This is a genomic window from Pseudomonas sp. NFX1, assembly GCF_051123555.1.
Taxonomy (GTDB): domain Bacteria; phylum Pseudomonadota; class Gammaproteobacteria; order Pseudomonadales; family Pseudomonadaceae; genus Aquipseudomonas; species Aquipseudomonas capeferrum.
This window is the reverse complement of record NZ_CP169366.1, coordinates 1606534-1631633: the sequence shown is the minus strand read 5'-3', so window position 1 is coordinate 1631633 and position 25100 is coordinate 1606534. Positions and strand designations below refer to the sequence as shown.

The following is a 25100-nucleotide window of genomic DNA, read 5'->3' as shown; positions in this document are numbered from 1 at the left end:
CATGGCGAATGTGTTGAAGAAAGTTGATGCTGTGATCGTCGGTTTCGGCTGGGCCGGCGCGATTATGGCCAAGGAGCTTACCGAAGCAGGGCTGCAGGTCGTTGCCCTGGAACGTGGCCCGATGCAGGATACCTACCCCGAGGGCAGCTACCCGCAGGTGATCGATGAACTCACCTACAGCGTGCGCAAGAAGCTGTTCGTCGATGTGTCGAAAGAGACCGTCACCATCCGCCACAGCGTCAACGATGTCGCGTTGCCCAACCGCCAGCTGGGCGCGTTCTTGCCAGGCAAGGGCGTAGGTGGCGCGGGCCTGCACTGGTCTGGTGTGCATTTTCGGGTAGACCCGATCGAGCTGCGCATGCGCAGCCACTACGAAGAACGCTACGGCAAGGCGTTCATCCCCGAAGACATGATCATTCAGGACTTCGGCGTCACGTATCAGGAGCTTGAGCCGTACTTCGACTTTGCCGAGAAGGTCTTCGGCACCTCGGGCCAGGCCTGGACCGTCAACGGTACGGTGGTCGGCGCGGGGAAGGGCGGCAACCCCTATGCCGCTGATCGCTCCAGCCCGTTCCCGCTGCCCGCACAGAAGAACGTGGTGTCGGCAAAACTGTTTGAAAAGGCCGCGACCAGCCTGGGCTACAAACCGTACAACCTGCCTTCGGCCAATACCTCCGGGCCCTACACCAACCCCTACGGGGCGCAGATGGGGCCGTGCAATTTCTGCGGTTTCTGCAGTGGCTACGTCTGCTACATGTACTCCAAGGCCTCGCCCAACGTGAACATCCTGCCGGCGCTGCGCCAGGTACCGAATTTCGAGCTGCGCGCCAATGCCCATGTGTTGCGGGTGAACCTGGACGACAGCAAACGCAACGCCACCGGCGTGACCTACATCGACGCGCAAGGGCGGGAAGTGGAGCAGCCGGCGGACCTGGTCATCCTCGCGGCCTTCCAGTTCAACAACGTGCGGCTGATGCTGCTGTCGGGCATCGGCAAACCGTACGACCCGCTCAAGAACGAAGGCGTGGTCGGGCGCAACTTCGCCTATCAGAACATGGGTACGGTCAAGGCGTTCTTCGACAAGGACACCTACACCAACAACTTCATCGGCGCCGGCGGCAACGGCATTGCGATCGATGACTTCAACGCAGACAACTTCGACCACGGGCCATATGGTTTCGTCGGCGGCTCGCCCATGTGGGTGAACCAGGCCGGCAGCCGCCCGATCGCCGGCATCGCCAACCCGCCCGGCACGCCCGCCTGGGGCAGCGCCTGGAAAAAGGCCACCGCCGACTACTACACCCACCAGGTGTCGATGGACGCACATGGCGCGCACCAGTCGTACCGGGCCAACTACCTGGACCTGGACCCCACCTACCGCGATGCCTTCGGCCAACCGTTGCTGCGCATGACCTTCGACTGGCAGGAAAACGACATCAAGATGAACCAGTTCATGGTCGACAAACTCAGCAAGGTCGCCCAGGCGATGAACCCCAAGTCCATTGCCGTGCTGGGCAAGAAGGTCAAGGAACACTTCAACACCGCCAGCTACCAGACGACTCACCTCAACGGCGGCGCGATCATGGGCACCGACCCCAAGACCAGCGCACTGAACCGTTACCTGCAGAGCTGGGACGTGCCCAACGTCTTCGTCCCGGGGGCGTCTGCGTTCCCGCAGGGGTTGGGTTACAACCCGACCGGGCTGGTGGCGGCCCTGACGTATTGGTCTGCCCGCGCGATCCGCGAGCAGTACCTGAAAAACCCTGGCCCACTGGTTCAGGCTTGAGGAGCGATGAGCATGAAGATAATGTTGATCGCAACGGCCCTGTGCGCTGCAAGCCTGACGGCTCAAGCTGACAGTACGCTGGTGAAACAGGGCGAATACCTGGCGCGCGCAGGTGACTGCGTGGCCTGCCACACGGCCAAAGGCGGCAAGCCGTTCGCAGGCGGGCTGCCCATGGAAACCCCCATCGGCACAGTGTACTCGACCAATATCACCCCTGACGCCAGCGGTATCGGCCATTACAGTTTTGAAGACTTCGACCAGGCCGTGCGCCGTGGCGTCGGCAAGGACGGCAGCACCTTGTACCCCGCCATGCCGTACCCCTCGTATGCGCGCGTCAACGATGAAGACATGCGTGCGCTGTATGCCTACTTCATGCAAGGCGTCGAGCCGGTTGCCCAGCCCAATAAGGCGACGGATATTCCATGGCCGTTGAGCATGCGCTGGCCGTTGGCGATCTGGCGCGGGTTGTTCGCCCCAGAAGTGAAAGCCTGGCAGGCCTCGGCGGCTGCCGACCCGGTGGTCAATCGCGGTGCCTACCTGGTCGAGGGGCTTGGCCACTGCGGCGCCTGCCATACCCCGCGCGCCTTGACCATGCAGGAAAAGGCGCTGAGCCCGCAGGATGGCGAGCAGTTTCTGGCCGGCAGCGCCCCGCTTGAAGGCTGGATCGCCAAGAGCCTTCGCGGCGACCACAAGGATGGCCTGGGCAGTTGGAGCGAAGCGCAACTGGTGCAGTTCCTCAAGACTGGCCGAAGCGAGCGCAGCGCCGTGTTCGGCGGCATGAGCGATGTGGTCGAGCACAGCATGCAGTACATGAGCGACGCAGACCTCACCGCCATTGCCCGTTACCTCAAGACGTTGCCCGCGAGCAATCCTGACGACAAGCCGCATGTGTATGACAAGCAGGTCGCACAAGCGCTTTGGAACGGCGATGACAGCAAGCCCGGCGCGTCGGTGTACATCGATAACTGCGCGGCCTGCCACCGTACCGATGGCCACGGCTATACCCGGGTATTCCCGGCATTGGCCGGCAACCCGGTGGTGCAGACGGCCGATGCGACCTCGCTGATCCATGTGGTACTGGCCGGCGGCACGGTGCCTGCCACGCACACGGCCCCGTCGAACTTGACCATGCCGGCGTTCGGTTGGCGGTTGAGTGACCAGGAAGTGGCGGATGTGGTCAGTTTCATACGCACCAGCTGGGGGAACCAGGGTGGGGCGGTGAAGGCGGGCGAGGTCGCCAAGTTGCGGACCGATGACATGAAGCATACGTCTGGGGATGACCTTGGGCAGGTGACAACCCATTAACCCTCAGGGGGGGGGCGCTCTGCGCCCCGCTTGGCTCAAGGTAAATCCCGACGAACGGTAGGTGACTAAATGCGCCGGTTTTGATGTATTGAAACCGGTTTCATACCGTCACCGACAATAATCACAAGGGACACCGATGACCGACATGCCTGCCAATGCCCGCGAGCGGGTGACCATCAGCGAAGTAGCCCGAGTCGCCGGCGTATCCAAAGCCACCGTCTCGCGCTACATCGGGGGTGATCGCCAGTTGCTGGCCGAGGCCACCGCCAAGCGCCTGGCAGAGGTCATCGAGCGCCTCGGCTATCGCCCCAACCAGATGGCCAGGGGCCTGAAGCGCGGCCAGACCCGGCTGATCGGCATGTTGGTGGCGGACATCCTCAACCCTTATTCGGTGGCGGTGATGCATGGCGTCGAAACCGCCTGCCGCCAGCACGGCTACAGCCTGGTGGTGTGCAACACCAACCGCGACGACGAGCAGGAGCGCCATCACCTGGTGGCCCTGCAGTCTTACAACGTCGAGGGGTTGATCGTGAACACCCTCGGCCATCATCCCGGCGAACTGCTCAACCTGCAGCGCGAAATCCCCATGGTCCTTGTCGACCGTCAATTACCTGAACTCGAGGTCGACCTGGTCGGGCTGGACAATGCCGATGCCGTCGAACAAGCCCTGGACCACCTGCAGGCGCAGGGCTACCGCGACATTCTGGCAGTCACCGAACCCCTCGACGGCACCAGCTCGCGTGTTGAGCGGGTGCAGGCGTTCGGTGCGTCCATCAGCCGGCGTTCAGGGATGCGCCACCAGGTGCTGGAAGTCACCCCAGACCTGGGAGCCGGCCTGGCTTCGTTTCTTGCGGCCAGCGGCCATGGTCCGCAGGCCATCTTCACCTGCAACGGCGTGGCCACGCTGGCCGTTACCCGCGCCCTGCACGACTCGGGTTGCAGCTTGTTCGAGGACGTCGGCCTGATCGCCCTCGACGAACTGGACTGGTACCCCTTGGTCGGTAGCGGCATCACCGCATTGGCCCAGCCCACCGGGCGAATTGGCGTGGCCGCCTTCAACTGCCTGCTCGACCGCCTGCGCGGCGAAAGCGGGACACCCCGACGTATCGACTTCAAAGCCGACTTGATCATCCGAGGCTCAACACACTCACGCGAATGAACCACAGGCACGTGGCGGTTAGGCCGTGCCGAAAAATGAAACCGGTTTCATAAGGACAATAACAATGCGCTCGAACCCCGTTTCCATCAGTCTGTCCAGCTACGGCGCCACCTTGGTACGCCAGCGCGGCCAGGCGCACTTTCTGGGCTTGCTGGCCGCCGCAGGCGTTGCCCGTGTCGAATTGCGCGAAGAGCTGTTCGACAGTGCGCCGGACGCCGCCGCGCTGGCCAACGCCATCGCCGCGTCAAAGCTCGAATGCCTTTACTCGACACCCCTTGAACTGTGGACCGAGCAAGGCCTGCCCGATGCCCGGCTGACACAGAAACTGGCGTTGGCGCGCGCACTCGGCGCGGTGGCGTTGAAGGTGTCCCTGGGGCACTACAACGACCGCTGCGATGTGGGGGCGTTGGCAACGCTGTTACCTCACGACGGCCCTGTGTTGTTGGTCGAAAACGACCAGACCGAGCAGGGCGGGCGCATCGAGCCGATGCGCCGGTTCTTCCAGCGCGCCGACGACCTTGGCCTGGCGCTGGGCATGACCTTCGACATCGGTAACTGGCAATGGCAAGCGCAATCGGCGCAGCAAGCGGCCCGCACGCTTGGGCGCTGGGTGCGTTATGTGCACTGCAAGGCGGTCATACGTAAGCCTGACGGCCGGCTGGCCGCAGTGCCCCCGCAAGTTCAAGACCTGCTGGCCTGGGAGGCCTTGCTGGGCGAGTTCACACCCGGTGTGGTGCGTGCGGTGGAATACCCCTTGGTCAGCGACGATCTGCTGGCGTTGACCCGTGCTCAGGTTGCCGCCCTGTCCGCACTGGGCGAGGAGGTGAGCCATGCATGAGCATGACGTGCTGTGCTTTGGCGAGACCATGGCCATGTTCGTGGCCGAGCAGACCGGCGACCTGGCGCAGGTCGGGCAGTTCGGCAAGCGTATCGCCGGTGCCGACAGCAACGTGGCCATCGGCCTGTCGCGCCTCGGCTTCAAGGTCCGCTGGCTGAGCCGCGTTGGCGACGACTCGCTGGGCCGCTTCGTTCTCGACAGCCTGCGCCGCGAAGGGCTGGACTGCACTGATGTCGAAGTCGACTGCAAACACCCCACCGGCTTTCAGCTCAAGGCCCGCTGCGAGGATGGCAGCGACCCTGCCGTTGAGTACTTCCGCGGCCACTCCGCTGCCAGCCTGCTATCGCCGAACCAGGTCCGCCCGCATTGGCTGCAGGCCCGGCATCTGCACGCCACCGGCATCCCCTTGGCGCTTTCGACCGGGTGCAGGGCGTTGTCCCACGCGCTGGTGGACGCCATGCGCGCGGCCGGGCGCAGCATTTCGTTCGACCCCAACCTGCGCCCCTCGCTGTGGCCAGACCGCACGTGCATGGTCCGCGAGATCAACGCCCTGGCCGTCAAGGCCGACTGGGTGCTGCCCGGCCTGGAGGAGGGGCGCCTGCTGACTGGCCAGCACACCCCGGCGGACATCGCCGCGTTCTACCTCGACAAAGGGGTGGAGCTGGTGGTGATCAAGCTGGGTGATGAGGGCGCCTATTTTCGCACCGGCAAATGCGAGGGCCAGGTGGCTGCGGTGCCGGTGGCCAAGGTGGTGGACACCGTCGGCGCCGGTGACGCCTTTGCCGTCGGTGTACTCAGTGCCTTGCTCGAAGGCCGCGAACTGCCGCAGGCGGTGGCGCGCGGCAACTGGTGTGGCAGCCGCTCCGTGCAGTCGCGCGGTGATATGGAAGGCTTGCCGCTGCGCCGCGAACTGGAGGAGCACGACCTGCGCAGGCGCGCTTGACGGCCTGATCCCGAACCCTTGGTACCTGTTGCAACAAAAACAAAAAGCTCAGGAGCACACATCATGCAAACGACAAGTCTCGCGCGCCGCCGCTGGTGGTACATCATCCCGATCGTGTTCGTCACCTACAGCCTGGCGTACCTCGACCGCGCAAACTATGGGTTCGCCGCCGCTTCCGGCATGGCCGACGACCTGAAGATCACCCCGGTGCTGTCGTCGCTGCTGGGGGCGCTGTTCTTCCTCGGTTACTTCTTCTTCCAGGTACCCGGCGCCATCTACGCCGAAAAACGCAGCGTGAAGAAGCTGATCTTCGTCAGCCTGATCCTCTGGGGCGGCCTGGCTACCCTGACGGGCATGATCAGCAATGTGTACATGCTGATCGGCATCCGCTTCCTGCTCGGGGTGGTGGAAGCCGCGGTAATGCCGGCGATGCTGGTGTACCTCTGCCACTGGTTCACCCGCGCCGAACGCTCGCGGGCCAACACCTTCCTGATGCTCGGCAACCCGGTGACCATCCTGTGGATGTCGGTGGTGTCGGGCTACCTCATCAAACACTACGACTGGCGTTGGATGTTCATCATCGAAGGCCTGCCGGCGGTGATCTGGGCGTTCTTCTGGTGGCGCCTGGTGGATGACCGGCCAGCCCAGGTCAACTGGTTGAGCGCGCAGGAAAAGGCCAGCCTGGAGCAAGCCCTGGCAGCGGAACAGCAGGGCATAAAGCCTGTGAAAAACTACCGCGAGGCGTTCCGTTCGCCGCAGGTGATCATCCTGTCGATGCAGTACTTCTGCTGGAGCATCGGGGTTTATGGCTTCGTGCTCTGGCTGCCCTCGATTCTGAAGCAGGCGGCGAACGTCGACATCGTGCAGGCGGGCTGGCTGTCGTCGGTGCCGTATCTGGCAGCGGTGCTGGCCATGGTCGGGGTGTCCTGGGCTTCGGACCGCTTGCAGAAGCGCAAGCGTTTCGTCTGGCCACCCTTGCTGATCGCGGCGCTGGCCTTCTATGGCTCTTATGCCTTGGGCAGCGAGCACTTCTGGTGGTCTTACGCACTGCTGGTGATCGCCGGGGCCTGCATGTACGCGCCCTATGGCCCGTTCTTCGCCATTGTTCCGGAAATCCTCCCCAGCAACGTTGCCGGTGGCGCCATGGCGCTGATCAACAGCATGGGCGCGCTGGGTTCCTTCAGCGGCTCTTGGCTGGTGGGTTACCTCAATGGCGCCACCGGCGGGCCGGGCGCCTCTTACCTGTTCATGTGCGGCGCGTTGCTGACCGCCGTCGCGCTCACGGCAGCGCTGAAAACAACCCAAACGCCTGGCCGTGCCAAGCGCGGCGGCTCCCACCTGGCAATGAGCCAACAGGAAACCTTGGTATGAAAAAGCGAATCGTGCTGTACAAACGCCTGTCCGACGACCTCATGGCGCGCCTGCAACAACAGGTTGAAGTGACCTGGGTGGATACCACGCGGCCGGACGGCCTGGCCCGCCTGCGTGATGCCTTGCCTGGCGCTCAGGGGCTGCTGGGCGCGAGCCTGCGGCTGGACAGCAGCCTGCTCGACCTGGCCCCGCAATTGAAGGTGATCGCCAGTGTGTCGGTGGGGGTCGACAATTACGACATTGCCGACCTGACCCGACGCGGCATCATGCTGACCAACACCCCAGACGTACTCACCGAAACCACCGCCGATACTGGCTTTGCCTTGATCCTGGCCAGTGCGCGTCGGGTGGTGGAACTGGCGGGCTGGGTGCGTGACGGCCAGTGGCAGGCCAGCCTCGGGCCGGCGCATTTTGGTAGCGATGTGCATGGCAAGACCTTGGGTATCGTCGGTATGGGGCGTATTGGCCAAGCGCTGGCGCGGCGCGGCGCGGCCGGCTTCGGGATGCGCGTGCTCTACCACAGCCCACGCCCCAAGCCAGAGGTGGAGGCGCTTTACGACGCGCGCCATTGCAGCCTGGACGATCTGTTGCAACATTCGGATTTCGTGTGCCTGACCGTACCGCTGTGTGCCAGCACCGAGGGCCTGATCGGCACCCGCGAGCTGGCACTGATGAAGCCGCAGGCGTTTCTGGTGAACATTGCACGGGGGCGGGTGGTGGACGAAGCCGCGCTGATCGCGGCCTTGCGTGAAAAGCGTATCCGTGGCGCGGGCCTGGACGTGTTCGTTCAGGAACCCTTGCCGAGCGATTCGCCCCTATTGCAACTGGACAACGTGGTGGCGACCCCGCATATCGGCTCGGCGACGCATGATACCCGCGAGGCCATGGCGCGCTGCGCCGTAGACAACCTGCTCAGCGCGCTGGCCGGTGAACGCCCGGCGAACCTGGTGAACGAAACGCCCAGGCGCTGACCCGACAGGGCGCGGCCGTTACCGGCAGTTGCCAGCCTTGCGGTAGCCCGCAGCCTGCGCCTCGCCTTCGGAGCCGAACATCACCTGGTTCTTCGAGGCCACCTGGGCGTAACCCGGGCAACCATTGGCCAGGTGATAGATATGGCTGTTGCGGTTGCCGAGCACTGCGCCGGTTGCTGCGCTGCTGGCCAGGCTGGGCTTGGCCGCGTCCTTGGCGGGCTTGGCCGGCAGGGCTTGCACAACGCCGCTGCCAACGGGCTTGTAGTTGGCTGTCCACTTGCGCTCGCCGGTCACGAACGGGTTGGCGTGCCCCATGATGGCGGCGATGCGCCGGTTGCGCTCCTGCTCCCAGGCCGAGACGGGGTGCTGCTTGTCCCAGGCCATCAGCAGTTGTTGCTGCTGGCGCGACATGCTCAGCTTGTAGCGGTCGAACATGTAGAACGTGGTGCGGGCAACCAGGCCTTTGACCTCGTCGCGGGGTTCGGCGGCGCGCTGCACGAAATCGACCTTGGTCGGGCACTGGCCATATTGGCCGGCGTTGCCGGCAACCATGCCGTAGTTGAAGTTGCTGCGGTCACCGTTGACCTCCCCCACGGCCGGGTAGAGGTTGAACAGGTCGGCTTCCATGGCGCGGAAGACCGGGTCGTCATCGACACAATGCTCGCGACCGCCGTTCTTCCAGCACTGGCGCTGATTACCGAAGGTATAGGCGGGCACGATGTGTTCCCACTCGGTACGCTCGGCGCGGTTTTGCTGCTTGCGGGTCTCGTATCCGCAGGAGGCGGCGTCGATGCGCCCACCCGACTTGCCCACCCAGGTCCATTTGCAACCGCAATACAGGTCGCCCATGGCGCTGCTTGCCTGGTCCAGGTAGATCTTCTGTTTGGCGACGACCTTGGCTTCGGTAAAGGTCGAAGGCGGGTTGGCGAAGGCGGGGAGGTTGACGGCGAGGAGCAGGGATACGGCGTAGAGCAGTTTTTTCATGGGGGAAAGCAGATTTCAGAGACGGGCACGCATTGTAATCAAAAAAAGCCTAAGTAACTGATTTTACTGGGCTGCATGAAGCCGCCTGGGCAACGCCGCCCGGCTGGGTAAAAACTACCCAGTATTGTTCACCTTTGGTGCGTAGCTGCATCAAATCAAGGCATCAAGCACACACCCTGTTCGGATGCACCCTGCTTTAATAGGCACAGTGCACATCTTATGCTGTGCCGTTCGCCACCCATTTCGAGGGTTGCCACCTGCTGTGAAAGCGGCCCGCATATTGCTCTACCTGCTCCAACTACCACCCGGAGCCCCGTGCAATGAGCTCACCTACCGAATTCCCGCTTTGCGAAGCCCCGCGCGCTTCCCGCAAGGGCCTGTTGCCCATTGCCATGGTGTTGTTCAGCTTCACATTCTTTACCGGTACGATGTTCGCCGGTGGCAAGCTGGGCATGGCCTTCAACTTTGCCGACATGCTGTGGGTGGCCACGGTCGGCAACACGTTATTGGCTTTGTATGCCGCCACCCTGGCGTTCATCGCGTCACGCAGCGGCCTCAACACCGTGCTGATGGGCCGCTTCTGCTTTGGTGAGGCGGGCAGCCGGCTTTCGGATTTTCTGCTGGGTTTCGCAGAGCTCGGCTGGTACGCCTGGGGCACGGCCACGGTGGCAATCGTGCTGGTCAAGCTGTTGGGACTGGCAGGGGGCTTTGCCGTGCCCTTGATGGTGCTGTTCGGCTTGGGCTTCAGTGTCACGGCCATCATCGGTTTCAAAGGGCTGGACGTGCTATCACGGGTTTCGGTGCCATTGATGTTCGCGCTGCTGCTGGTGTCGATGTACATCGCCACCCGCGATGCCGGTGGGTTTGCCGGCCTGGCCGCGGTGGTACCGCACGAAACCATGACTTTTTCGGCGGCCGTGACCATGGTGTTCGGCACCTTCGCCAGTGGCGCCACCCAAGCCACCAACTGGACGCGCCTGGCGCGCAGCGGGCGTGTGGCGGTGGTGGCCAGCATCGTTGCGTTTCTGCTGGGCAATGGCCTGATGGTGGTCGCCGGGGCCTGGTGCGCGATGGTGTATCAGCAGGCCGACATCGTCGAGGTGATGATGCTGCAAGGCCTGTCATTCGCGGCCGTGGTGATGTTGTGCCTGAACCTGTGGACGATTCAGGGCCCGACCCTCTACAACGTGTCGGCAGCGGCCTGCCACCTGCTGCGCAGCGAGCGCCGGCGCACCGCGACACTGGTCGCGGCCGGGGTGGGGATCATGCTGGCCATCGGCGGCATGTACGAAATGCTGATCCCGTTCCTGGTGCTGCTGGGCTCGGTGATTCCGCCGGTGGGCGGTGTAATCATGGCCGACTTCTGGTACCGCCACCGCGGCCAGTATCCGGCGCTGGGCGCAACGGCCCTGCCGCGTTACAACCGGGTGGGGCTTTTTGCTTATGCCGTAGGTGCGGTATTGGCGTATGCCTCGCCCTGGGTCGCGCCGCTGGTGGGCATCGCTGCTTCGGCGCTGTGTTACATCGTCATGCTTGAACTGAGCGGGCGGCGCCGGGTGGTAGGCGAGGCGGGTGTCGAGCCGTGAGTCTGGCGCTGGATGAAATTCTGCACCTGCCCGGCCTGCAGGAGATGACCGTGCGCGCTGGCGCGCGCAACCTGCAGCGGCGGGTGCGCTGGCCTTATGTAGCCGAGAACGAAGGCATCGCCGAGTGGGTGATGGGCGGCGAGCTGGTGTTCGTTACGGGCATCAACCACCCGCGTGGCGAGGCCAACCTGCTCAGCCTGGTGGAGGACGGCGAGGCCGTGGGCATCGCGGGCCTGGTTATCCTTACCGGTGGTACGTACATCCAGGGTATCCCGGCCAACGTGCTCACGCGTGCCGAGCAACTGGGCTTGCCGTTGATCGAGCAGCCTTATGCGCTGAAGATGGTGGTGGTCACCCACCTGATCGGGACGGCGCTGGTACAGATGACCCAGGTGCGGCGTTCGCGCAACGATATCTTGGGCCAGCTGTTGACCGGTGACTATCCAAGCCTGGCGATCGCCCGGCAACGCGCGGCCCACCTGGCACTGGCGCTTGACGAGCCGCGGCGCCTGCTGGCGCTGCGCTTGTCGGGCGTCGATGGCTTGTTCGAGCGCCATGGGCTGGCCCAGGGTGAGCGGGTGTGGCAAGGCGTTCGCCAGGCCCTGGAAGACCAGTTGGAAGCGTGGTGCCGTGGCAGGCCGGGCACCGTGACCGCGCACTTGCCGGGTGACCTGTTCGTGCTGTTGCTGCCGGACGCTGCCGGCCTGCCAGCCACGCTGGCCGCGCTGCACCGGCAATTGGTCGCTGTGGCCGGGGAGTTGGGCTTGTACATGGGCCTGTCGAGCCGTGCCGAGGAGTGCGCCCACTACCGCCATGCACTCAACGAGGCGCGTCAAGCCCTGGAGGTGGCGCAAAACCTGCGCCCGGCCAACGGCTTTTGCGACTTCAGCGAACTGGGTGTACTGCGCCTGCTGCAGGGCATCGTCGATCGCTCGCTGATCGACGATTTCGTCGGCCAGACACTCGGCCCGTTGATAGCACCGGGCCGCAAGCATCCCAATACCCTGGTGCATACCCTCGACGCCCTGCTCAAGGAGAATGGCAATGGGCTGAAGGCCGCCCAGCGCCTGGGGCTGCACCGTAATACCATCAACCAACGCATTCAACGCATCGAACAACTGAGTGGCCAGTCCCTGGACGATCCGCTTTTTCGTATGAACGCTTCGGTGGCCATGCTGGTTTGGCGCATGACCGAAGCCCAAGGCAAGGAGTAACGCCATGAACATCATCAACGCACGCCTGCGAGGCAAGGCTGGCCTGTTTCGCATCGAACTGAACGGCGACCGCATTGCCAGCATCCAGCCCCAGAGTGGTACGGTGGCACCGGGGGCCAGCGATGACCTGGATGCCGGGCAGAACCTGGTGGTAGCCCCCTTCGTCGAGCCGCACATCCACCTCGACGCCACCCTCACTGCCGGCCAGCCGAAGTGGAACATGAGCGGCACCTTGTTCGAAGGCATCGAGCGCTGGGCCGAACGCAAGGAAATCACCACCCACGAAGACATCAAGACCCGCGCCACCAAGACCATCGGCATGCTGGTCGACCACGGCATTCAGCACGTACGCACCCATGTCGATGTCACCGACCCCAAGCTCACTGCGCTCAAGGCCATGGTCGAGGTGCGTGAAGAGGTGCGCCACCTGGTCGACCTGCAAATCGTCGCCTTCCCCCAGGAGGGCATCGAGTCGTACGCCAACGGCCGGGCGCTGATGACCGAAGCAGTCGCCATCGGCGCCGATGTGGTCGGCGGTATTCCGCATTTCGAGAACACCCGCGACCAGGGCGTTTCGTCGGTCAAGTTCCTGATGGACCTGGCCGAGCGCACCGGGTGCCTGGTGGATGTGCACTGCGACGAAACCGACGACCCGCAGTCGCGCTTCCTTGAAGTGCTGGCCGAGGAAGCCCGCGTGCGGGGCATGGGCGCCCGGGTCACCGCCAGCCACACCGTGGCGATGGGCTCTTACGACAACGCCTACTGCTACAAGCTGTTCCGTTTGCTCAAGATGTCGGGCATCAACTTTGTGTCGTGCCCGACCGAGAGTATTCACCTGCAAGGGCGCTTCGACAGCTACCCCAAGCGACGCGGGGTAACGCGGGTGGCGGAAATCGACCGCGCGGGCATGAACGTGTGTTTTGGCCAGGACTCCATCGTCGACCCGTGGTACCCGCTGGGCAATGGCAACATCCTGCGCATCCTCGAGGCCGGGCTGCACATCTGCCACATGCTCGGCTATGAAGACTTGCAGCGCTGCCTGGACCTGATCACCGACAACAGTGCACGTACGCTAAACCTGGGGGACCGCTATGGCATCGAGGTCGGGCGGCCAGCGAACCTGCTGTTGCTGTCGGCGCCGGATGATTACGAGATGGTCCGCAGCCAAGGGTACGCGCTGGTGTCGGTGCGCAATGGCAAGGTGTTGATGCGGCGTACGCCTTCGCAGGTCGAACGCCTGGCCTGACCCCGCTACAGGTTCAATCGAACGCCCCGCAGGCTTTTGCCTGGCGGGGCGTTTTGCATTCTGCGAGACGCTACTCGACTGTTGCCGTACGCGTTTCCCACTCGAAATTGTCATTTCCAGCGCCTCACATGCGATAAGCCGTGATTATTCCATGTGATTTAGTACTTGAAATGATGTCACCGCTCGGTCAAAATTAGTACGTAATTACATGTTACGTACCATGGTACAAAATCGTAGGAGCAAGCATGGCCCGGGGCGGTATCAACAAGGTGGTAGTGCAGCAGGCGCGTCAGGCCCTGATCGCCCGTGGCGAGAACCCGAGCATCGATGCAGTACGCATCGAACTGGGGAATACGGGCTCGAAAAGCACCATTCACCGCTACCTGAAAGAGCTCAACGAGCAGCAGGCCGTGGCCACGGCAGGGCCCGCAGGGTTGAGCGAGACGCTTGGGCGCTTTGTCGGGCAGTTGGCCAGCCAACTGCAGGAAGAAGCGGACGCGCGCATCGAAGAGGCCGAAGCTGTTTTCACCCAACAGCGCGAGCAGCTTGAAGGGCAGTTGCAGCTGGCCCAGCAGGCCCTGGCTGCGGCTCACCAGCAACAGCAGATACAGGCCGCCGCACTGGCCGCCGAGTCGGAAAAGCTGCTTTCGACCCAGAGCACTTTGCAGGCAGAACAACTGCGCAGCGCCAGCCTCAACCAGGCATTGGGCGAGTTGCAGGTGCGCCTGGGCGACAAGGAAGAGCAGGTGCGCTCACTGGAAGACAAGCATCGCCACGCCCGCGATGCGCTGGAGCATTACCGCAGCGCCAGCCGCGAGCAGCGCGAGCAGGAGCAACGCCGCCACGAGGCGCAGCTGCAGCAACTGCAAGTAGAAATGCGCCAACTGCAGCAGGGCATGATCATCAAGCAGGATGAACTGACCAGGCTGCACCGCGATAACGAGCGCTTGCTGGGCGAACACCGGCAGGCCACCAGCGACCGCAAGGCGCGTGACGAACTGCTGGAGCAGCGTGACGCGCAGATCCAGGGCTTGCGCACGATCCTGGCCCAGGCCCAAGGCGCCAGTGAGGAGATGCGCCGGCAACTGGACGTGCAAACGCAGTTGCTTGACGCCAAGCGCGAACTGCACGCCGAACAGGTGCGCCAGGTGCAGCATCTGGAAGCTGAGCTACTGGAGCGCGATGAGGCGCTGAAGGCCTGCCACACGCAATTGAGCGAACACACCCAAGCCAAATAAGCCTTAGATAAATCAAACTTCCTCGGGCGGGTGCTTTCTTCCGTAGACCTTCACAGGAGACAGTGCCATGCATACGCCAGGACCAAAGCAAACCCCGCAGAAGGGGCCTCACTCGTCTGATCACGCGGATAAAAAGGAAGACTTGGGTTTTGACCCCGACTCGCCAAACCTGGAAGACCCCCAGGTAGACCCGCAAGGCCCGGCCATCGCGCCCCGGGACGTCGAGAAAGACCAGTGAGCTACGGGGCCGCCGAGCGGCCCCGCATTCACCGTGGTTAGCCTTGCGTTTGCTTGGCGGCTTCCACGCCCGATGCGGACAGCTTGATCGGGTAGTGCAGGCTGACTTGGTGGTTGCCATCGACAGCCACGCTGCCGTCGTGAATCAATCCGTCGTCCTGAAGCGTCTTGAGCATGCCGGCTACCACTTTTTCACCCCGGTAGTTGTCCAGCACTTCCTTGCCCAGCCCCTCAGGGTGGGCGTGCAGCAGACGGGTCAACACTTCAGCGCGCAATGCATCATTAGTCATGTGTGGCCTCACTTGCCGTGTTTGGCCTGAAGCGCCTTGGCATGCTCCAGGTGCTGTTCGAGTTTAGGCAGTGTGTCGCTGGCGAATGCCTTCAGCTCAGCCTTGTCGGACGATGCGGCTTCTTTCTTGAACAGTTCGACGGCCTTTTCATGGGCATCGACCTGGTTGTTGATGTAGGACTTGTCGAAGGATTCTTCACGCCATTCCAGGATCATCTTCTTGACCTTGTCGGTCAGTGCCGCCTCATCGGGCACCGAAATGTCCAGCTTGCGGGCAATGTCGCCGAGTTTCTGGTTGGCCTGGGTATGGTCGGTGACCATCTGCTGGGCGAACGCTTTGATGTCGGCATTCTGGCTTTTCTCCTTGGCCAGGTTGCCCGTCACCACTTCGGCGATGCCCGCTTCGGTCGCCGCGTCGACGAAATCATCGGAACTCGCTGCCATTGCATGCACCGACGCCAGGCCCAGCGCCATGGATAGCCCCACGCGCTTGATGAACAGACTGCTCATGCTTCACTCCTTAACCGTTGGCGCGACTTCAGTGTCGCGTACGGTTGAGCATGTGCAGACGCTAAAGGTTTAAAGTTTTTCCCGACTGGCACTCACCTCGCCAGCAAGGTTGAACGTTGGGCAAGGGCAGGGCTCACACATTCAAAGCAGGCAGCGAGGAGCCACGCACATGAGCATTGACCGCAGCATCCCCGAGCTTGAGGCCTGGTACGCCCAGTATGACGATGTCAGTTACCGGCGCGAGTCGCCGGACGCCTACCATCATGAGCTGGTGCGCACGGCCGAAGCCCTGCGCGACGATGGCGCCATCGACTGGGATGACTGGCTGCAGCTCAAGGCCATGGCCGACCAGGCGCACATCAACGCGCTCGCAGATGCGGTGCGGGCGCATGTGGAAGACCCGGACGCATGAAAGCGCTGAAGATCGCCACCTTCAATATCAACGGTATTCGCAGTCGGCTACCGGCTTTGATTGCCTGGCTGGAGCGGGAAAAACCTGACATCGCCTGCCTGCAGGAGCTGAAAGCGCCCGATCAGCAGTTCCCACGCGACGCGCTCGAAGCCGTGGGTTACGGCTGTTTGTATCAGGGGCAGCCTTCGTGGAACGGCGTTGCCATTCTCGCCCGTGGCAGCGAGCCGCTGGAAGTGCGCCGCGGCCTCCCAGGCATGGAGGCGGATGAGCAGAGCCGCTACCTGGAGGCCGCCGTGCAAGGGCTGGTCATCGGCTGCCTTTACCTGCCCAACGGCAACCCGCAACCCGGGCCCAAGTTCGACTACAAACTGCGCTGGTTCGAATGCCTGATCGAACATGCGGCCCGCTTGCGCGCGAGTGAGCACCCGGTGTTGCTGGCGGGAGACTTCAACGTCGTGCCCACCGATTTCGACATCTATAACCCGCGCTCCTGGCTCAAGGACGCGCTGCTGCAGCCTGAGTCCCGAGACTGCTACCAGCGCTTGCTAAGCCAGGGCTGGACCGATGCGCTACGCCATTTGCACCCGCACGAGCGGGTCTATACCTTCTGGGACTACTTCCGTAACCACTGGCAGCGTAATGCCGGGTTGCGTATCGACCATCTGCTGCTCAACCCGGAACTTGCGCCTTACCTCAAGGCCGCCGGGGTGGATGCCTGGGTGCGCAACGAACCCAAGGCCAGCGACCATGCCCCGGTGTGGATCGAACTGGCGTCACGCAAGCGGCGCTGAACTATAGTCATAAGCGGCGAACGCGGGATCGCAAGGGAATAGAATGTGCGCAGCCAGGCAACAGGATGATGAAGGGCACCTCGCGGTAACCAGCGAGGGCCGGGCCGTGGGGCTGTTCCGCCTGGTCCTGGCGTTCATGGTGGTGGTGATGTTGGCTTTCGTGGTGGTGGAGGGCTGGCGCATCTGGCGCGACTACCGCCATGCCTTCAGCAACGCCGAGAACATGGTGACCAACCTCGCCCGCGCCACGGCCCAACATGCCGAAGACGCCATACGCCAGGTGGATGTAGTGACCGCATCCTTGGCCGAGCGCCTGGAAGGTGACGGCTTCGAGCATATGGACCGCCCGCGGCTGCATGCCTTGCTGGCCCAGCAAAAGGCGCTGATGCCGCAGTTGCATGGGCTGTTCGTGTATGGCCCCGATGGCAACTGGCTGGTCACCGACCAGGCGGCCATACCGCCCAATGCCAACAATGCCGACCGCGACTATTTCGTTTATCACCGCACCCATGCCGACCACCAGGTACGCATCGGCTCGGTGGTGCGCAGCCGCTCCACGGGCGACCTGATCATCCCCATCTCCCGGCGCCTGGAGTATGGCGATGGGCGTTTTGCCGGGGTATTGCTGGGCACCATCAAGGTGGACTGGTTCGTGCGCTACTACGGCGATTTCAAAATCGATGAGCGTGGCGCGCTGGTACTGGCCAAGCGCGACGGCACTATTCTGGTTCGCCGGCCGTTCGTGTCCAGAATGGTGGGGCGGACACTGGCCAACAGCGAGATTTTTCGCAACCACTTGCCTTATGCCAGTGAAGGGGTGGCTGAGGCGGTGGCGGTAGTGGATGGCACGCCACGGCTGTATGCCTACCGTGCCTTATCGAGTTACCCGCTGGTAGTCGAAGCCGGGCTTTCCCGGGAGTCCATCGTGGCACCGTGGCGGCACGATGCGATCAAGTCGGTGGCTGCCTTGCTGCTGTTGTTGGTGGGGTTGGCGGCATTTGGCGGGGTGGTCTTGCGCCAACTGCGCGAGCGCATTGTCATCGAGCGCGCGCTGCACCAGGCGCACCAGACCTTGCGCTCACTGGCGCTGACCGACAGCCTGACCGGGCTTGGCAATCGTCGGCGGCTGGATGCGGTGCTCGCACCGGAGCTACGGCGGGCCCGCCGGCAGGGGCACTCGGTGGCGCTGGTGATGCTCGACCTGGACTACTTCAAGGCTTACAACGACCGTTATGGACACCTTGCCGGGGATGAGTGCCTGCAGCGTTTCGCCGAGCTGCTGCAACAGGCATTGAGGCGCCCGGCGGACTTGGCGGTGCGCTACGGCGGCGAGGAGTTCACGCTGCTGATGCCCGACACTGATGGGCCGGGCGCCGAATTGGTCGTTCAGGCGCTGCAGCAGCTGCTGCGCCGGCATGTGATCGAGCATGGCGGCAGCCCATTGGGGCGCGTGTCGTTCAGCGCTGGGATTGCGATCGGCGACCTGGCCCGCGACACGATCACCGCCGAACGCCTGATGGCGGCGGCGGACGGGGCGTTGTATCAGGCCAAGCGGCAGGGCCGGGACCGTTACTGCCTGGCGGATAGCGTGGCGGCAGGTGTAGACCCCTGAACCGACAAGACAGCAAGGGTGCGCAGCTCAGTCGATACGCAGGCGCATCGCGCAGCGGCCCTTGAGCCCGTGGGCAGCTTCGCTGGCCAGAATCTGCCGCAGCCGCGCGCACAACAGGCCTTCGTCAAGGGTTTCAAAGCCATAGCGCCTGTAGAACGGCGCATTCCAGGGCACGTCGGCAAAGGTGGTCAAGGTCAGTTCCCGGGCGCCTGATGCGCGGGCCACTGCGACCAGCTGATCGAGCAGCTTGCGCCCGATACCTTGCCCTTGTGCCTCCCGTCGCACGGAGATCTCATGAATGTGCAATGCCTGTTGCTCATACCCTGCGCACGCAAAACCCAGAATCTGCCCGGTGTCAGCCTCGGCCAGCCAGCTTGCACCGGCGTCGACGCAGGCCTGATGGGTGGTGATGTCCAGCACATCACCTGCAGCCAGCCAGGCCAGCGCCGGCAGGCTGGCGAAAGCCTGAGCGGCTGACCGCTCGACCTCGGCAAGCCTGGGGATGTCACGGGTGAGGGTAGGGCGTATAAGCACAAGTCGGTCCTGCAAGCCGTCGGGTGGGTGGGCGTCAGTCTGCCGCCGCCACCTGCGGCTGCAGCTGCCAGCGCACCGAGCTTACACCCTTTTCCAGGCTTACCCGGCTGACCAGCCGCTCCAGTTGCGCCGGCGCCTGCGGGTTGCCCAGCAGCTCGGCGCGTACTTCAAGACGCGCCGGGTTGGGCAGGTCCTCACTGTGCAGCGACTGCAGCCGCAGCTCAGGGTCGCCCAGGCTGTGCAGCATCAGGCTGCGCACCTGGATTTCGTCCTCGGCGCGGCACACCACGCGCACCTCGAAGCGTTGTTCCACTTCAGTGGCCGGCACGATGTCCTGGCGGTCCAGGCGCTGGGCGATATCACGCAGCAGGATATTGGCGCACAACACCGCCAGGCTGCCCAGGGTGGCCTCCAGCAGCAGGCCAAGGCTGCACAGTACGCCAACGGCGGCCGTGCACCAGAGGGTGGCGGCGGTGTTCAGGCCGCGCACGTTGAAGCCGTCGCGCATGATCACGCCGCCGCCGAGAAAGCCGATGCCCGACACCACGTAGGCTGCAACGCGCGAGGCATCGTTGGCGGCCATGCCCGGCACTGCCTGGGTCATCAGCACGAACAGACAGGCACCGATACTGACCAGTGCATTGGTGCGCAGGCCGGTCAGGCGTTGACGCAGTTGACGCTCGGCGCCGATGAGTGCGCCCAGCAGCAGGGCGACGCTGACGCGCAGCAGAAAGACTTTCCAATCCATAGCAAACCTCTTCCACGGGCACAGGCCCGCATGAACGCCATCACGTGTTGGCGTGGTTGAATAACCAGAAAATGCGCAGGGCCACGAAGGGTAGGGAAAGAGGAAGGCTTCAGCCAGGGAGGCTGGAGAAAACCACCATCACACCATGACGGCGAGACAGTGGCAGGACACTGCCGGACTAGCTCGCCAAGTGGGCCTGTCGCAAGCGACTGGGGCTACTGTCCAATGCAGGACTCCTGTTCAGGGATGCGAAATTGCGTCGCGGACCTTACGCCGCGAGGTAGACGAGGTCAAGGGCAAAAACATGACAACGGCTTCATCCGGAAAGTGCCTACAGCCTGTCACGGCTTCATGGAAAAAAAAGCCGGCAGTCGTTACCCTTGCGCCTTCCCTTGATACTGCCCGGGCCCTTACATGCTGTTCAATCTCGCCGTGCTGTTCGGCACACTGGTGGCCATGGAGGGCGTTGGCACGCTGGCTCACAAGTACATCATGCATGGCTGGGGCTGGTGGCTGCATCGCTCGCACCACGAGCCGCACCTGGGCATGCTCGAGACCAACGACCTCTACCTGGTGGCGCTTGGGCTGATCGCCGCCGGGCTGGTGGCGCTGGGCAAAGGCGGGTATGCACCGCTGCAATGGGTGGGCGGGGGAGTGGCAGGGTACGGCGTGCTGTATGTGCTGGCCCACGATGGCGTGTTCCATCGCCACTGGCCGCAGAAACCGCGGCCGGTCAATCGCTACCTCAAGCGGCTGCATCGCGCTCATCGTCTGCACCATGCGATCAAGGGCCGCAAGGGCACTGTGTCGTTCGGCTTCTTCTACGCACCCCCGCTCAAGGTGCTGAAGCGCCAATTGCACAGCCGTCGCGACCGGCCCTGAGCTCAGTTGACCGGTTCGCCCTTGGCCTCTGCTGCGGTTGCGCCGTGCCCACGGCTTACCCACCAGCCAAAGCCGGCTGCGGTAAAGAACATGATCAGGCTGTAAAGCGCCGCCGGCACTGCCATGGTCGGGTTGTTCAGCAGCGAAGGGCTCAACGCCAAGGCGATCGCCAGGGTGCCGTTGTGGATGCCGATTTCCATACCGATGGCGATGGCCTGGCGCTTGGGAATGTTCAGCAGCCGGGGCACCCAGTAGCCCACCGACAGGCTCAGCAGGTTGAACAGCAGGGCAGCCAGGCCGACTACCGGGGCGTACGCCAGCACGGTCTGCCAATCCTTGGCCAAGGCCAGCACGATGGTGAACGCCAGAAACAGCGCCGCCACCAGCTTCATGGGCTTTTCCATGCGTACAGCGAAGCCCGGTGCAAAACGGCGGATCAACATGCCCAACGCCACCGGCAGCAGCACAATCGCGAACACCTGCATAACCTTGGCGAACTGCAAGGGGATGGCCTGGTCCGACGCCATGAACCAGCCTAGCGACAGGTTTACCAGCAGCGGCATGGTGAGGATCGCGATCAACGAGTTGACCGCCGTCAGGGTGATGTTCAACGCCACATCACCGTGGGCCAGATGGCTGAACAGGTTGGCCGTGGTGCCGCCCGGCGAGGCGGCCAGCAGCATCAGCCCCACCGCCAGGGCAGACTCCAGGCCAAAGCCGTTGGCGATCAGGAAGCACACCAGTGGCAACAACAGAATCTGGCAGGCCAGGCCAATTACGACCGGTTTGGGGTATTTCACCACCCTGGCAAAATCGGCCAGGGTCAGTGACAGCCCAAGGCCGAGCATGATGATGCCCAATGCCAAGGGCAGGAAGGCGGTAAGCAGGGGCGAGGCAGTCATGGAGGGCTCTCGGATCAAGGCGTCGTACGAAGGATTCCGAGGAGTGTAGGCCGCGCTGTATTGATAGCTAATTGCAAAGCGCCATCTCTTGGTAACCTTTTGTTACCGAACTGGTCGCCTGCAGCGTCTGCATGCCGCGTTGCGAAGGGCGTGCCGGCGCAGTAGCATGCGCGCTTTTACCAAGGATTAGCCTGTCATGCCGTTTCAGCAAGGTCTGCTTGCCACGCCGGTGCCGGCCCATGCCCGCCACCTGTTCTTCACGCTGCACTCCCCCGAAGCGTTGCCCGCTGCACTCGACGCCTTGCTGCCGCAGGTCGATGGCGAACAGCTGATCCTGGGCGTCGGCGCACCCCTGGCCAAGGCCCTGGGCCGCGAAGTCCCGGGCTTGCGGGCCTTCCCGCAGCTGGATGCTGCGGTCGAGAACCCAAGCACCCAGCACGCCCTGTGGCTGTGGCTGCGCGGTAACGAGCGGGGTGACTTGCTGCTGCGCGCCCAGGCCCTGGAGCAGGCGCTGGCACCGGCACTGCACCTGGCAGACTGCATCGACGGCTTCCTGCACCGGGGCGGGCACGACCTGACCGGCTATGAAGACGGCACCGAAAACCCGGTGGACGAAGAGGCAGTGCAAGCGGCCATCGTCGACGCTGGCCAGCCCGGCCTCAGTGGTTCCAGCTTTGCCGCGTTCCAGTTGTGGAAGCATGACCTGACGTACTTCAAGTCGCTGCCCCAGGCAGACCAAGACAACATCATCGGCCGCCGCCTGGCCGACAACGAAGAACTCGACGACGCCCCGGCATCCGCACACGTCAAGCGTACCGCCCAGGAAAGCTTCGAACCTGAAGCGTTCATGGTCCGTCGTTCGGTCGCCTGGGCCGACGCGCGAGGCGCAGGCCTTGCCTTCGTTGCCCTGGGCCACAGTTTCGATGCCTTCGAAGTGCAACTGCGGCGCATGAGCGGCCTGGAAGACGGCATCATCGATGGCCTCTACCGTTTCAGCCGGCCACTGACCGGCGGCTATTACTGGTGCCCACCCCTGGGTGATACCGGCCTGGACCTGCGCCTGCTGCTGCAGGCCTGATCGCTAAACATCCAGATACAGAATCACTCGCCGGCGCAGGGTAGAGCGGCTAGCCTTGAAAGTTTCCGATTCATGACGGGAGCTTTTCCATGTACGCACGTCGTGATGTCCTGCGCGCCAGCGCGGCCTTGGGGCTGCTGGCCGCAAGCCCCTGGTTGCGCGCTGCCGCACCCAGCGGGCTACTGACCCGCAAGATCCCGTCCACCGGTGAAGCCCTGCCGGTGATCGGTGCCGGTACCTCTGGCAGTTTCGAGGTCGAAGCCGGCACTGCCGAGTACCAACAGCTGGCCACGGTGCTCAAGGCCTTCTTCGAGGGTGGCGGCAGGGTCATCGACACCTCACCCAACTATGGCGGCGCCGACAGTATCCTTGGCCAATTACTGGAAGAAGGCGGTTGGCACCGGCAGTGCTTCCTTGCCACCAAGATCGCCGCTGACAGCCTCGCCGACGCGCAAGCGCAGTGGGCCGGCAGTCTTCGCAGCCTGCGCACCGACAAGGTCGACCTGCTGCAGATCCACAACCTGCGCGATTGGCAGACCCAGCTGCCCTATGCCCGTGAACTCAAGCAGCAGGGCAAGACCCGCTACGTCGGCATCACCCACTACCTGAACAGCGGCCAGGATGAAGTCGCCAGGATCGTGCGCAGCGAGCCCTTGGATTTCATCCAGATCAACTATTCGGTCAATGCGCCACATGCGGCGCGCGAACTGCTGCCGCTGTGCCAGGACAAGGGCGTTGCAGTGCTGATCAACCGGGCGTTCGACGATGGCCGGCTGTTCGCCAAGGTCAAGGGCCAGCCCTTGCCTGGCTGGGCTGCAGAGGCAGGTATCGGCAGTTGGGCGCAGCTGTTTCTCAAGTTCGCCATCAGCCACCCGGCAGTGACCACGGTCATACCCGCCACCAGCCGCCCTGATCGACAGCTCGATCAGCTCAAGGCCGGCCACACGCCGCTGCTCAGCCAAGCGCAGCAACAGGCGCTGATCGACCAGTTTGCCTGACGCGATGCAAGGCTGGCGGCGGCGCCTGGGCAACGGGTTGAACCTTCAACCGGGTGAAGGGCCTGCGGTGCTTGCCGGGCTGTTGTTGTTCTACCTGCTGTTCAGCGGTTACTTCATGCTGCGCCCGGTGCGCGAGACCATGGGCGTGGCCGGTGGCGTAGACAACCTGCAATGGCTGTTTACCGGCACCTTCGTTGCTACCCTGGCGTGCCTGCCGCTGTTTGGCTGGCTGGCGTCGAAAGTGCGTCGGCGGCATATCCTGCCGTGGACCTATGGCTTTTTCACCAGCAACCTGCTGCTCTTCGCCGTGCTCTTTGCCCGTGATCCAGACGGTCTGTGGACGGCACGGGCGTTCTACATCTGGCTGTCGGTGTTCAACCTGCTGACCATCTCGCTGGCCTGGAGCGTGCTTGCCGACCTGTTTTCCACCGAGCAAGGCAAACGCCTGTTCGGCCTGCTGGCGGCCGGTGCCAGCCTGGGCGGGCTAAGCGGGCCGATCCTGGGCACCGTGCTGGTGGGCCCGCTGGGGCATGCCGGCCTGCTGGTGCTGGCGGGCCTGTTCTTGCTCGGCAGCACGGGCGCAACGCTGTACTTGCAGCGCTGGCGGGCCCGTCATCCACTACCGGCGCACCTGCAGCGCTCGTCGTCGAAACCCTTGGGTGGCAACCCGTTCGCCGGCGCCACGGCGGTGCTGCGCTCTCCCTATCTGCTAGGTATCGCGCTGTTCGTGGTACTGCTGGCCAGCGTCAGCACGTTCCTGTACTTCGAACAGGCGCGCATCGTCAGCGAGACCTTCACCGACCGCACACGGCAAACCCAGGTGTTCGGCCTGATCGACACCGTGGTCCAGGCCTTGGCGATCCTCACCCAGGTGTTCCTGACCGGGCGCCTGGCCCGGAGAATGGGCGTGGGGGTGCTGCTGGTGGCGGTGCCGTTGGTAATGGCTGCAGGTTTTGTCTGGCTGGCACTGGCGCCGGTGTTCGCCGCCTTCGTCGTGGTGATGGTGGTGCGCCGGGCCGGTGAGTATGCGCTGGTGCGGCCTGGGCGCGAGATGCTGTTCACGGTCCTGTCGGCAGAGGACAAGTACAAGGCCAAGAACTTTATCGACACGGTGGTCTACCGCGGCGGTGACGCCCTTAGCGGTTGGGTCAAGCGGGCACTGGACGTGATGGCCGAGCACCCGCAACTGGCGATGCTGATGGGGGCCGCGATAGCCCTGGGGTGGGCGGCGACCGGCGGCTGGCTGGGGCGGCGGCAGGCGCGTCTCGATACAACGGATACCGAGTAAGCCAGACGTCACTTGGCGCACCAAATATGCAGCTGCCGCTTATTTAATGCCACCGGTCCGAACCTGTCGCAATAAAACGAATCCCTCGATATCGCCGAACTCCGAACCTATGTACGGCACAGTGCCGTGCTTCCTGAAGTCATATGAGGTTTCACGACCATGGCTAACAAAGAGAACA

The 25100-nt window shown here is 63.6% G+C and carries 25 protein-coding genes; 19 read left to right on the top strand and 6 right to left on the bottom strand.

Going from position 1 to position 25100, the window contains the following annotated elements; genetic code table 11:
• Position 1 precedes the first annotated feature (1 nt).
• The 7 genes from DJ563_RS07040 to DJ563_RS07010 all read left to right on the top strand — a co-directional run bounded on the left by DJ563_RS07040 (position 2) and on the right by DJ563_RS07010 (position 8373).
• A complete protein-coding gene (locus DJ563_RS07040; RefSeq protein ID WP_434519128.1) occupies positions 2–1786 on the top strand; it encodes a GMC family oxidoreductase in 1785 nt (594 codons plus the stop codon).
• Positions 1787–1798: 12 nt separating this feature from the next.
• Positions 1799–3091: a cytochrome c gene (locus tag DJ563_RS07035; RefSeq protein ID WP_274099733.1), complete on the top strand. Its 1293-nt coding sequence runs from the start codon at positions 1799–1801 to the stop codon at positions 3089–3091.
• Positions 3092–3227: 136 nt separating this feature from the next.
• Positions 3228–4250, top strand: a complete 1023-nt coding sequence (locus tag DJ563_RS07030) for a LacI family DNA-binding transcriptional regulator (protein WP_434519127.1) — start codon at positions 3228–3230, stop codon at positions 4248–4250.
• 64 nt (positions 4251–4314) lie between these two features.
• Entirely contained in the window at positions 4315–5088 is a 774-nt protein-coding gene (locus DJ563_RS07025; RefSeq protein ID WP_434519126.1) for an AP endonuclease, read from the top strand.
• Entirely contained in the window at positions 5081–6031 is a 951-nt protein-coding gene (locus tag DJ563_RS07020) for a sugar kinase (protein ID WP_434519125.1), read from the top strand. Before DJ563_RS07025 ends, DJ563_RS07020 begins: the two co-directional genes overlap by 8 nt.
• A 63-nt stretch (positions 6032–6094) precedes the next feature.
• Entirely contained in the window at positions 6095–7402 is a 1308-nt protein-coding gene (locus DJ563_RS07015; protein ID WP_434519124.1) for an MFS transporter, read from the top strand.
• Positions 7399–8373 (top strand): 2-hydroxyacid dehydrogenase, encoded by a 975-nt coding sequence (locus DJ563_RS07010; protein ID WP_434519123.1) that lies wholly within the window; start codon positions 7399–7401, stop codon positions 8371–8373. The genes DJ563_RS07015 and DJ563_RS07010 overlap by 4 nt, the downstream gene beginning before the upstream one ends.
• An 18-nt stretch (positions 8374–8391) precedes the next feature.
• Here the strand turns inward: DJ563_RS07010 and DJ563_RS07005 are convergent, their stop codons facing one another.
• Positions 8392–9357 (bottom strand): endonuclease, encoded by a 966-nt coding sequence (locus DJ563_RS07005; protein ID WP_274099738.1) that lies wholly within the window; start codon positions 9355–9357, stop codon positions 8392–8394.
• 320 nt (positions 9358–9677) lie between these two features.
• Between DJ563_RS07005 and codB the strand changes: the two genes are divergently transcribed.
• From codB to DJ563_RS06980, 5 genes are all read left to right on the top strand, one after another.
• Complete coding sequence (gene codB / locus DJ563_RS07000) at positions 9678–10943, top strand: cytosine permease (RefSeq protein ID WP_274100135.1); 1266 nt, start codon at positions 9678–9680, stop codon at positions 10941–10943.
• Entirely contained in the window at positions 10940–12157 is a 1218-nt protein-coding gene (locus tag DJ563_RS06995) for a PucR family transcriptional regulator (protein ID WP_274100134.1), read from the top strand. The genes codB and DJ563_RS06995 overlap by 4 nt, the downstream gene beginning before the upstream one ends.
• A 4-nt stretch (positions 12158–12161) precedes the next feature.
• Positions 12162–13403 carry a cytosine deaminase gene (gene codA, locus DJ563_RS06990; RefSeq protein ID WP_033697965.1) on the top strand — a complete coding sequence of 414 codons (1242 nt, stop codon included), beginning with the start codon at positions 12162–12164 and terminating at the stop codon, positions 13401–13403.
• A 245-nt stretch (positions 13404–13648) separates the two neighbouring features.
• Entirely contained in the window at positions 13649–14641 is a 993-nt protein-coding gene (locus DJ563_RS06985; RefSeq protein ID WP_434519122.1) for a DNA-binding protein, read from the top strand.
• 67 nt (positions 14642–14708) lie between these two features.
• Positions 14709–14879, top strand: coding sequence for a DUF6021 family protein (locus tag DJ563_RS06980; RefSeq protein ID WP_434519121.1), 171 nt, complete (start codon positions 14709–14711; stop codon positions 14877–14879).
• A gap of 37 nt (positions 14880–14916) precedes the next feature.
• Here DJ563_RS06980 and DJ563_RS06975 read toward each other — a convergent pair whose 3' ends face one another.
• Together DJ563_RS06975 and DJ563_RS06970 are read right to left on the bottom strand one after the other, a co-directional pair.
• Entirely contained in the window at positions 14917–15168 is a 252-nt protein-coding gene (locus DJ563_RS06975) for a hypothetical protein (protein WP_274100131.1), read from the bottom strand.
• Between the two features lie 8 nt (positions 15169–15176).
• Positions 15177–15677 (bottom strand): DUF4142 domain-containing protein, encoded by a 501-nt coding sequence (locus DJ563_RS06970; protein WP_033697962.1) that lies wholly within the window; start codon positions 15675–15677, stop codon positions 15177–15179.
• 169 nt (positions 15678–15846) lie between these two features.
• Here DJ563_RS06970 and DJ563_RS06965 point away from each other — a divergent pair, with 169 nt between their 5' ends.
• From DJ563_RS06965 to DJ563_RS06955, 3 genes are read left to right on the top strand one after another with little or no spacing between them, the layout of a single operon-like run.
• Positions 15847–16089, top strand: a complete 243-nt coding sequence (locus DJ563_RS06965) for a hypothetical protein (RefSeq protein ID WP_033697960.1) — start codon at positions 15847–15849, stop codon at positions 16087–16089.
• Positions 16086–16880 (top strand): exodeoxyribonuclease III, encoded by a 795-nt coding sequence (gene xth / locus DJ563_RS06960; RefSeq protein ID WP_274100129.1) that lies wholly within the window; start codon positions 16086–16088, stop codon positions 16878–16880. Before DJ563_RS06965 ends, xth begins: the two co-directional genes overlap by 4 nt.
• A 43-nt stretch (positions 16881–16923) precedes the next feature.
• Positions 16924–18492: a sensor domain-containing diguanylate cyclase gene (locus tag DJ563_RS06955; RefSeq protein WP_274100128.1), complete on the top strand. Its 1569-nt coding sequence runs from the start codon at positions 16924–16926 to the stop codon at positions 18490–18492.
• 27 nt (positions 18493–18519) lie between these two features.
• Here DJ563_RS06955 and DJ563_RS06950 read toward each other — a convergent pair whose 3' ends face one another.
• Positions 18520–19026, bottom strand: coding sequence for a GNAT family N-acetyltransferase (locus DJ563_RS06950; protein ID WP_434519120.1), 507 nt, complete (start codon positions 19024–19026; stop codon positions 18520–18522).
• 34 nt (positions 19027–19060) lie between these two features.
• Positions 19061–19774 carry an MgtC/SapB family protein gene (locus DJ563_RS06945; RefSeq protein ID WP_274100126.1) on the bottom strand — a complete coding sequence of 238 codons (714 nt, stop codon included), beginning with the start codon at positions 19772–19774 and terminating at the stop codon, positions 19061–19063.
• A 414-nt stretch (positions 19775–20188) separates the two neighbouring features.
• Between DJ563_RS06945 and DJ563_RS06940 the strand changes: the two genes are divergently transcribed.
• Positions 20189–20656: a sterol desaturase family protein gene (locus DJ563_RS06940; RefSeq protein WP_186653428.1), complete on the top strand. Its 468-nt coding sequence runs from the start codon at positions 20189–20191 to the stop codon at positions 20654–20656.
• A 2-nt stretch (positions 20657–20658) separates the two neighbouring features.
• Here the strand turns inward: DJ563_RS06940 and DJ563_RS06935 are convergent, their stop codons facing one another.
• Positions 20659–21558, bottom strand: coding sequence for a bile acid:sodium symporter family protein (locus DJ563_RS06935; protein WP_274100125.1), 900 nt, complete (start codon positions 21556–21558; stop codon positions 20659–20661).
• Between the two features lie 196 nt (positions 21559–21754).
• Here DJ563_RS06935 and DJ563_RS06930 point away from each other — a divergent pair, with 196 nt between their 5' ends.
• The 3 genes from DJ563_RS06930 to DJ563_RS06920 all read left to right on the top strand — a co-directional run bounded on the left by DJ563_RS06930 (position 21755) and on the right by DJ563_RS06920 (position 24922).
• Positions 21755–22636, top strand: a complete 882-nt coding sequence (locus DJ563_RS06930) for a Dyp-type peroxidase (protein ID WP_434519119.1) — start codon at positions 21755–21757, stop codon at positions 22634–22636.
• Positions 22637–22725: 89 nt separating this feature from the next.
• Positions 22726–23634 (top strand): aldo/keto reductase, encoded by a 909-nt coding sequence (locus DJ563_RS06925; RefSeq protein WP_434519118.1) that lies wholly within the window; start codon positions 22726–22728, stop codon positions 23632–23634.
• A 4-nt stretch (positions 23635–23638) separates the two neighbouring features.
• Positions 23639–24922, top strand: coding sequence for an NTP/NDP exchange transporter (locus tag DJ563_RS06920; protein ID WP_274099244.1), 1284 nt, complete (start codon positions 23639–23641; stop codon positions 24920–24922).
• Positions 24923–25100: the final 178 nt, after the last annotated feature.

What these genes read in the sequence shown, in the direction of transcription:
- DJ563_RS07005 (WP_274099738.1), bottom strand. Translation starts at nt 9,357, where the DNA reads ATGAAAAAACTGCTCTACGCCGTATCCCTGCTCCTCGCCGTCAACCTC.
- DJ563_RS06945 (WP_274100126.1), bottom strand. Translation starts at nt 19,774, where the DNA reads ATGGATTGGAAAGTCTTTCTGCTGCGCGTCAGCGTCGCCCTGCTGCTG.
- DJ563_RS07010 (WP_434519123.1), top strand. Translation starts at nt 7,399, where the DNA reads ATGAAAAAGCGAATCGTGCTGTACAAACGCCTGTCCGACGACCTCATG.
- DJ563_RS06970 (WP_033697962.1), bottom strand. Translation starts at nt 15,677, where the DNA reads ATGAGCAGTCTGTTCATCAAGCGCGTGGGGCTATCCATGGCGCTGGGC.
- DJ563_RS06985 (WP_434519122.1), top strand. Translation starts at nt 13,649, where the DNA reads ATGGCCCGGGGCGGTATCAACAAGGTGGTAGTGCAGCAGGCGCGTCAG.
- DJ563_RS06965 (WP_033697960.1), top strand. Translation starts at nt 15,847, where the DNA reads ATGAGCATTGACCGCAGCATCCCCGAGCTTGAGGCCTGGTACGCCCAG.
- DJ563_RS06980 (WP_434519121.1), top strand. Translation starts at nt 14,709, where the DNA reads ATGCATACGCCAGGACCAAAGCAAACCCCGCAGAAGGGGCCTCACTCG.
- DJ563_RS06925 (WP_434519118.1), top strand. Translation starts at nt 22,726, where the DNA reads ATGTACGCACGTCGTGATGTCCTGCGCGCCAGCGCGGCCTTGGGGCTG.
- DJ563_RS07040 (WP_434519128.1), top strand. Translation starts at nt 2, where the DNA reads ATGGCGAATGTGTTGAAGAAAGTTGATGCTGTGATCGTCGGTTTCGGC.
- DJ563_RS07020 (WP_434519125.1), top strand. Translation starts at nt 5,081, where the DNA reads ATGCATGAGCATGACGTGCTGTGCTTTGGCGAGACCATGGCCATGTTC.
- DJ563_RS07015 (WP_434519124.1), top strand. Translation starts at nt 6,095, where the DNA reads ATGCAAACGACAAGTCTCGCGCGCCGCCGCTGGTGGTACATCATCCCG.
- DJ563_RS06935 (WP_274100125.1), bottom strand. Translation starts at nt 21,558, where the DNA reads ATGACTGCCTCGCCCCTGCTTACCGCCTTCCTGCCCTTGGCATTGGGC.
- DJ563_RS07025 (WP_434519126.1), top strand. Translation starts at nt 4,315, where the DNA reads ATGCGCTCGAACCCCGTTTCCATCAGTCTGTCCAGCTACGGCGCCACC.
- DJ563_RS06940 (WP_186653428.1), top strand. Translation starts at nt 20,189, where the DNA reads ATGCTGTTCAATCTCGCCGTGCTGTTCGGCACACTGGTGGCCATGGAG.
- DJ563_RS06930 (WP_434519119.1), top strand. Translation starts at nt 21,755, where the DNA reads ATGCCGTTTCAGCAAGGTCTGCTTGCCACGCCGGTGCCGGCCCATGCC.
- DJ563_RS06975 (WP_274100131.1), bottom strand. Translation starts at nt 15,168, where the DNA reads ATGACTAATGATGCATTGCGCGCTGAAGTGTTGACCCGTCTGCTGCAC.
- codB (WP_274100135.1), top strand. Translation starts at nt 9,678, where the DNA reads ATGAGCTCACCTACCGAATTCCCGCTTTGCGAAGCCCCGCGCGCTTCC.
- DJ563_RS07030 (WP_434519127.1), top strand. Translation starts at nt 3,228, where the DNA reads ATGACCGACATGCCTGCCAATGCCCGCGAGCGGGTGACCATCAGCGAA.
- DJ563_RS07035 (WP_274099733.1), top strand. Translation starts at nt 1,799, where the DNA reads ATGAAGATAATGTTGATCGCAACGGCCCTGTGCGCTGCAAGCCTGACG.
- DJ563_RS06955 (WP_274100128.1), top strand. Translation starts at nt 16,924, where the DNA reads ATGTGCGCAGCCAGGCAACAGGATGATGAAGGGCACCTCGCGGTAACC.
- DJ563_RS06920 (WP_274099244.1), top strand. Translation starts at nt 23,639, where the DNA reads ATGCAAGGCTGGCGGCGGCGCCTGGGCAACGGGTTGAACCTTCAACCG.
- codA (WP_033697965.1), top strand. Translation starts at nt 12,162, where the DNA reads ATGAACATCATCAACGCACGCCTGCGAGGCAAGGCTGGCCTGTTTCGC.
- xth (WP_274100129.1), top strand. Translation starts at nt 16,086, where the DNA reads ATGAAAGCGCTGAAGATCGCCACCTTCAATATCAACGGTATTCGCAGT.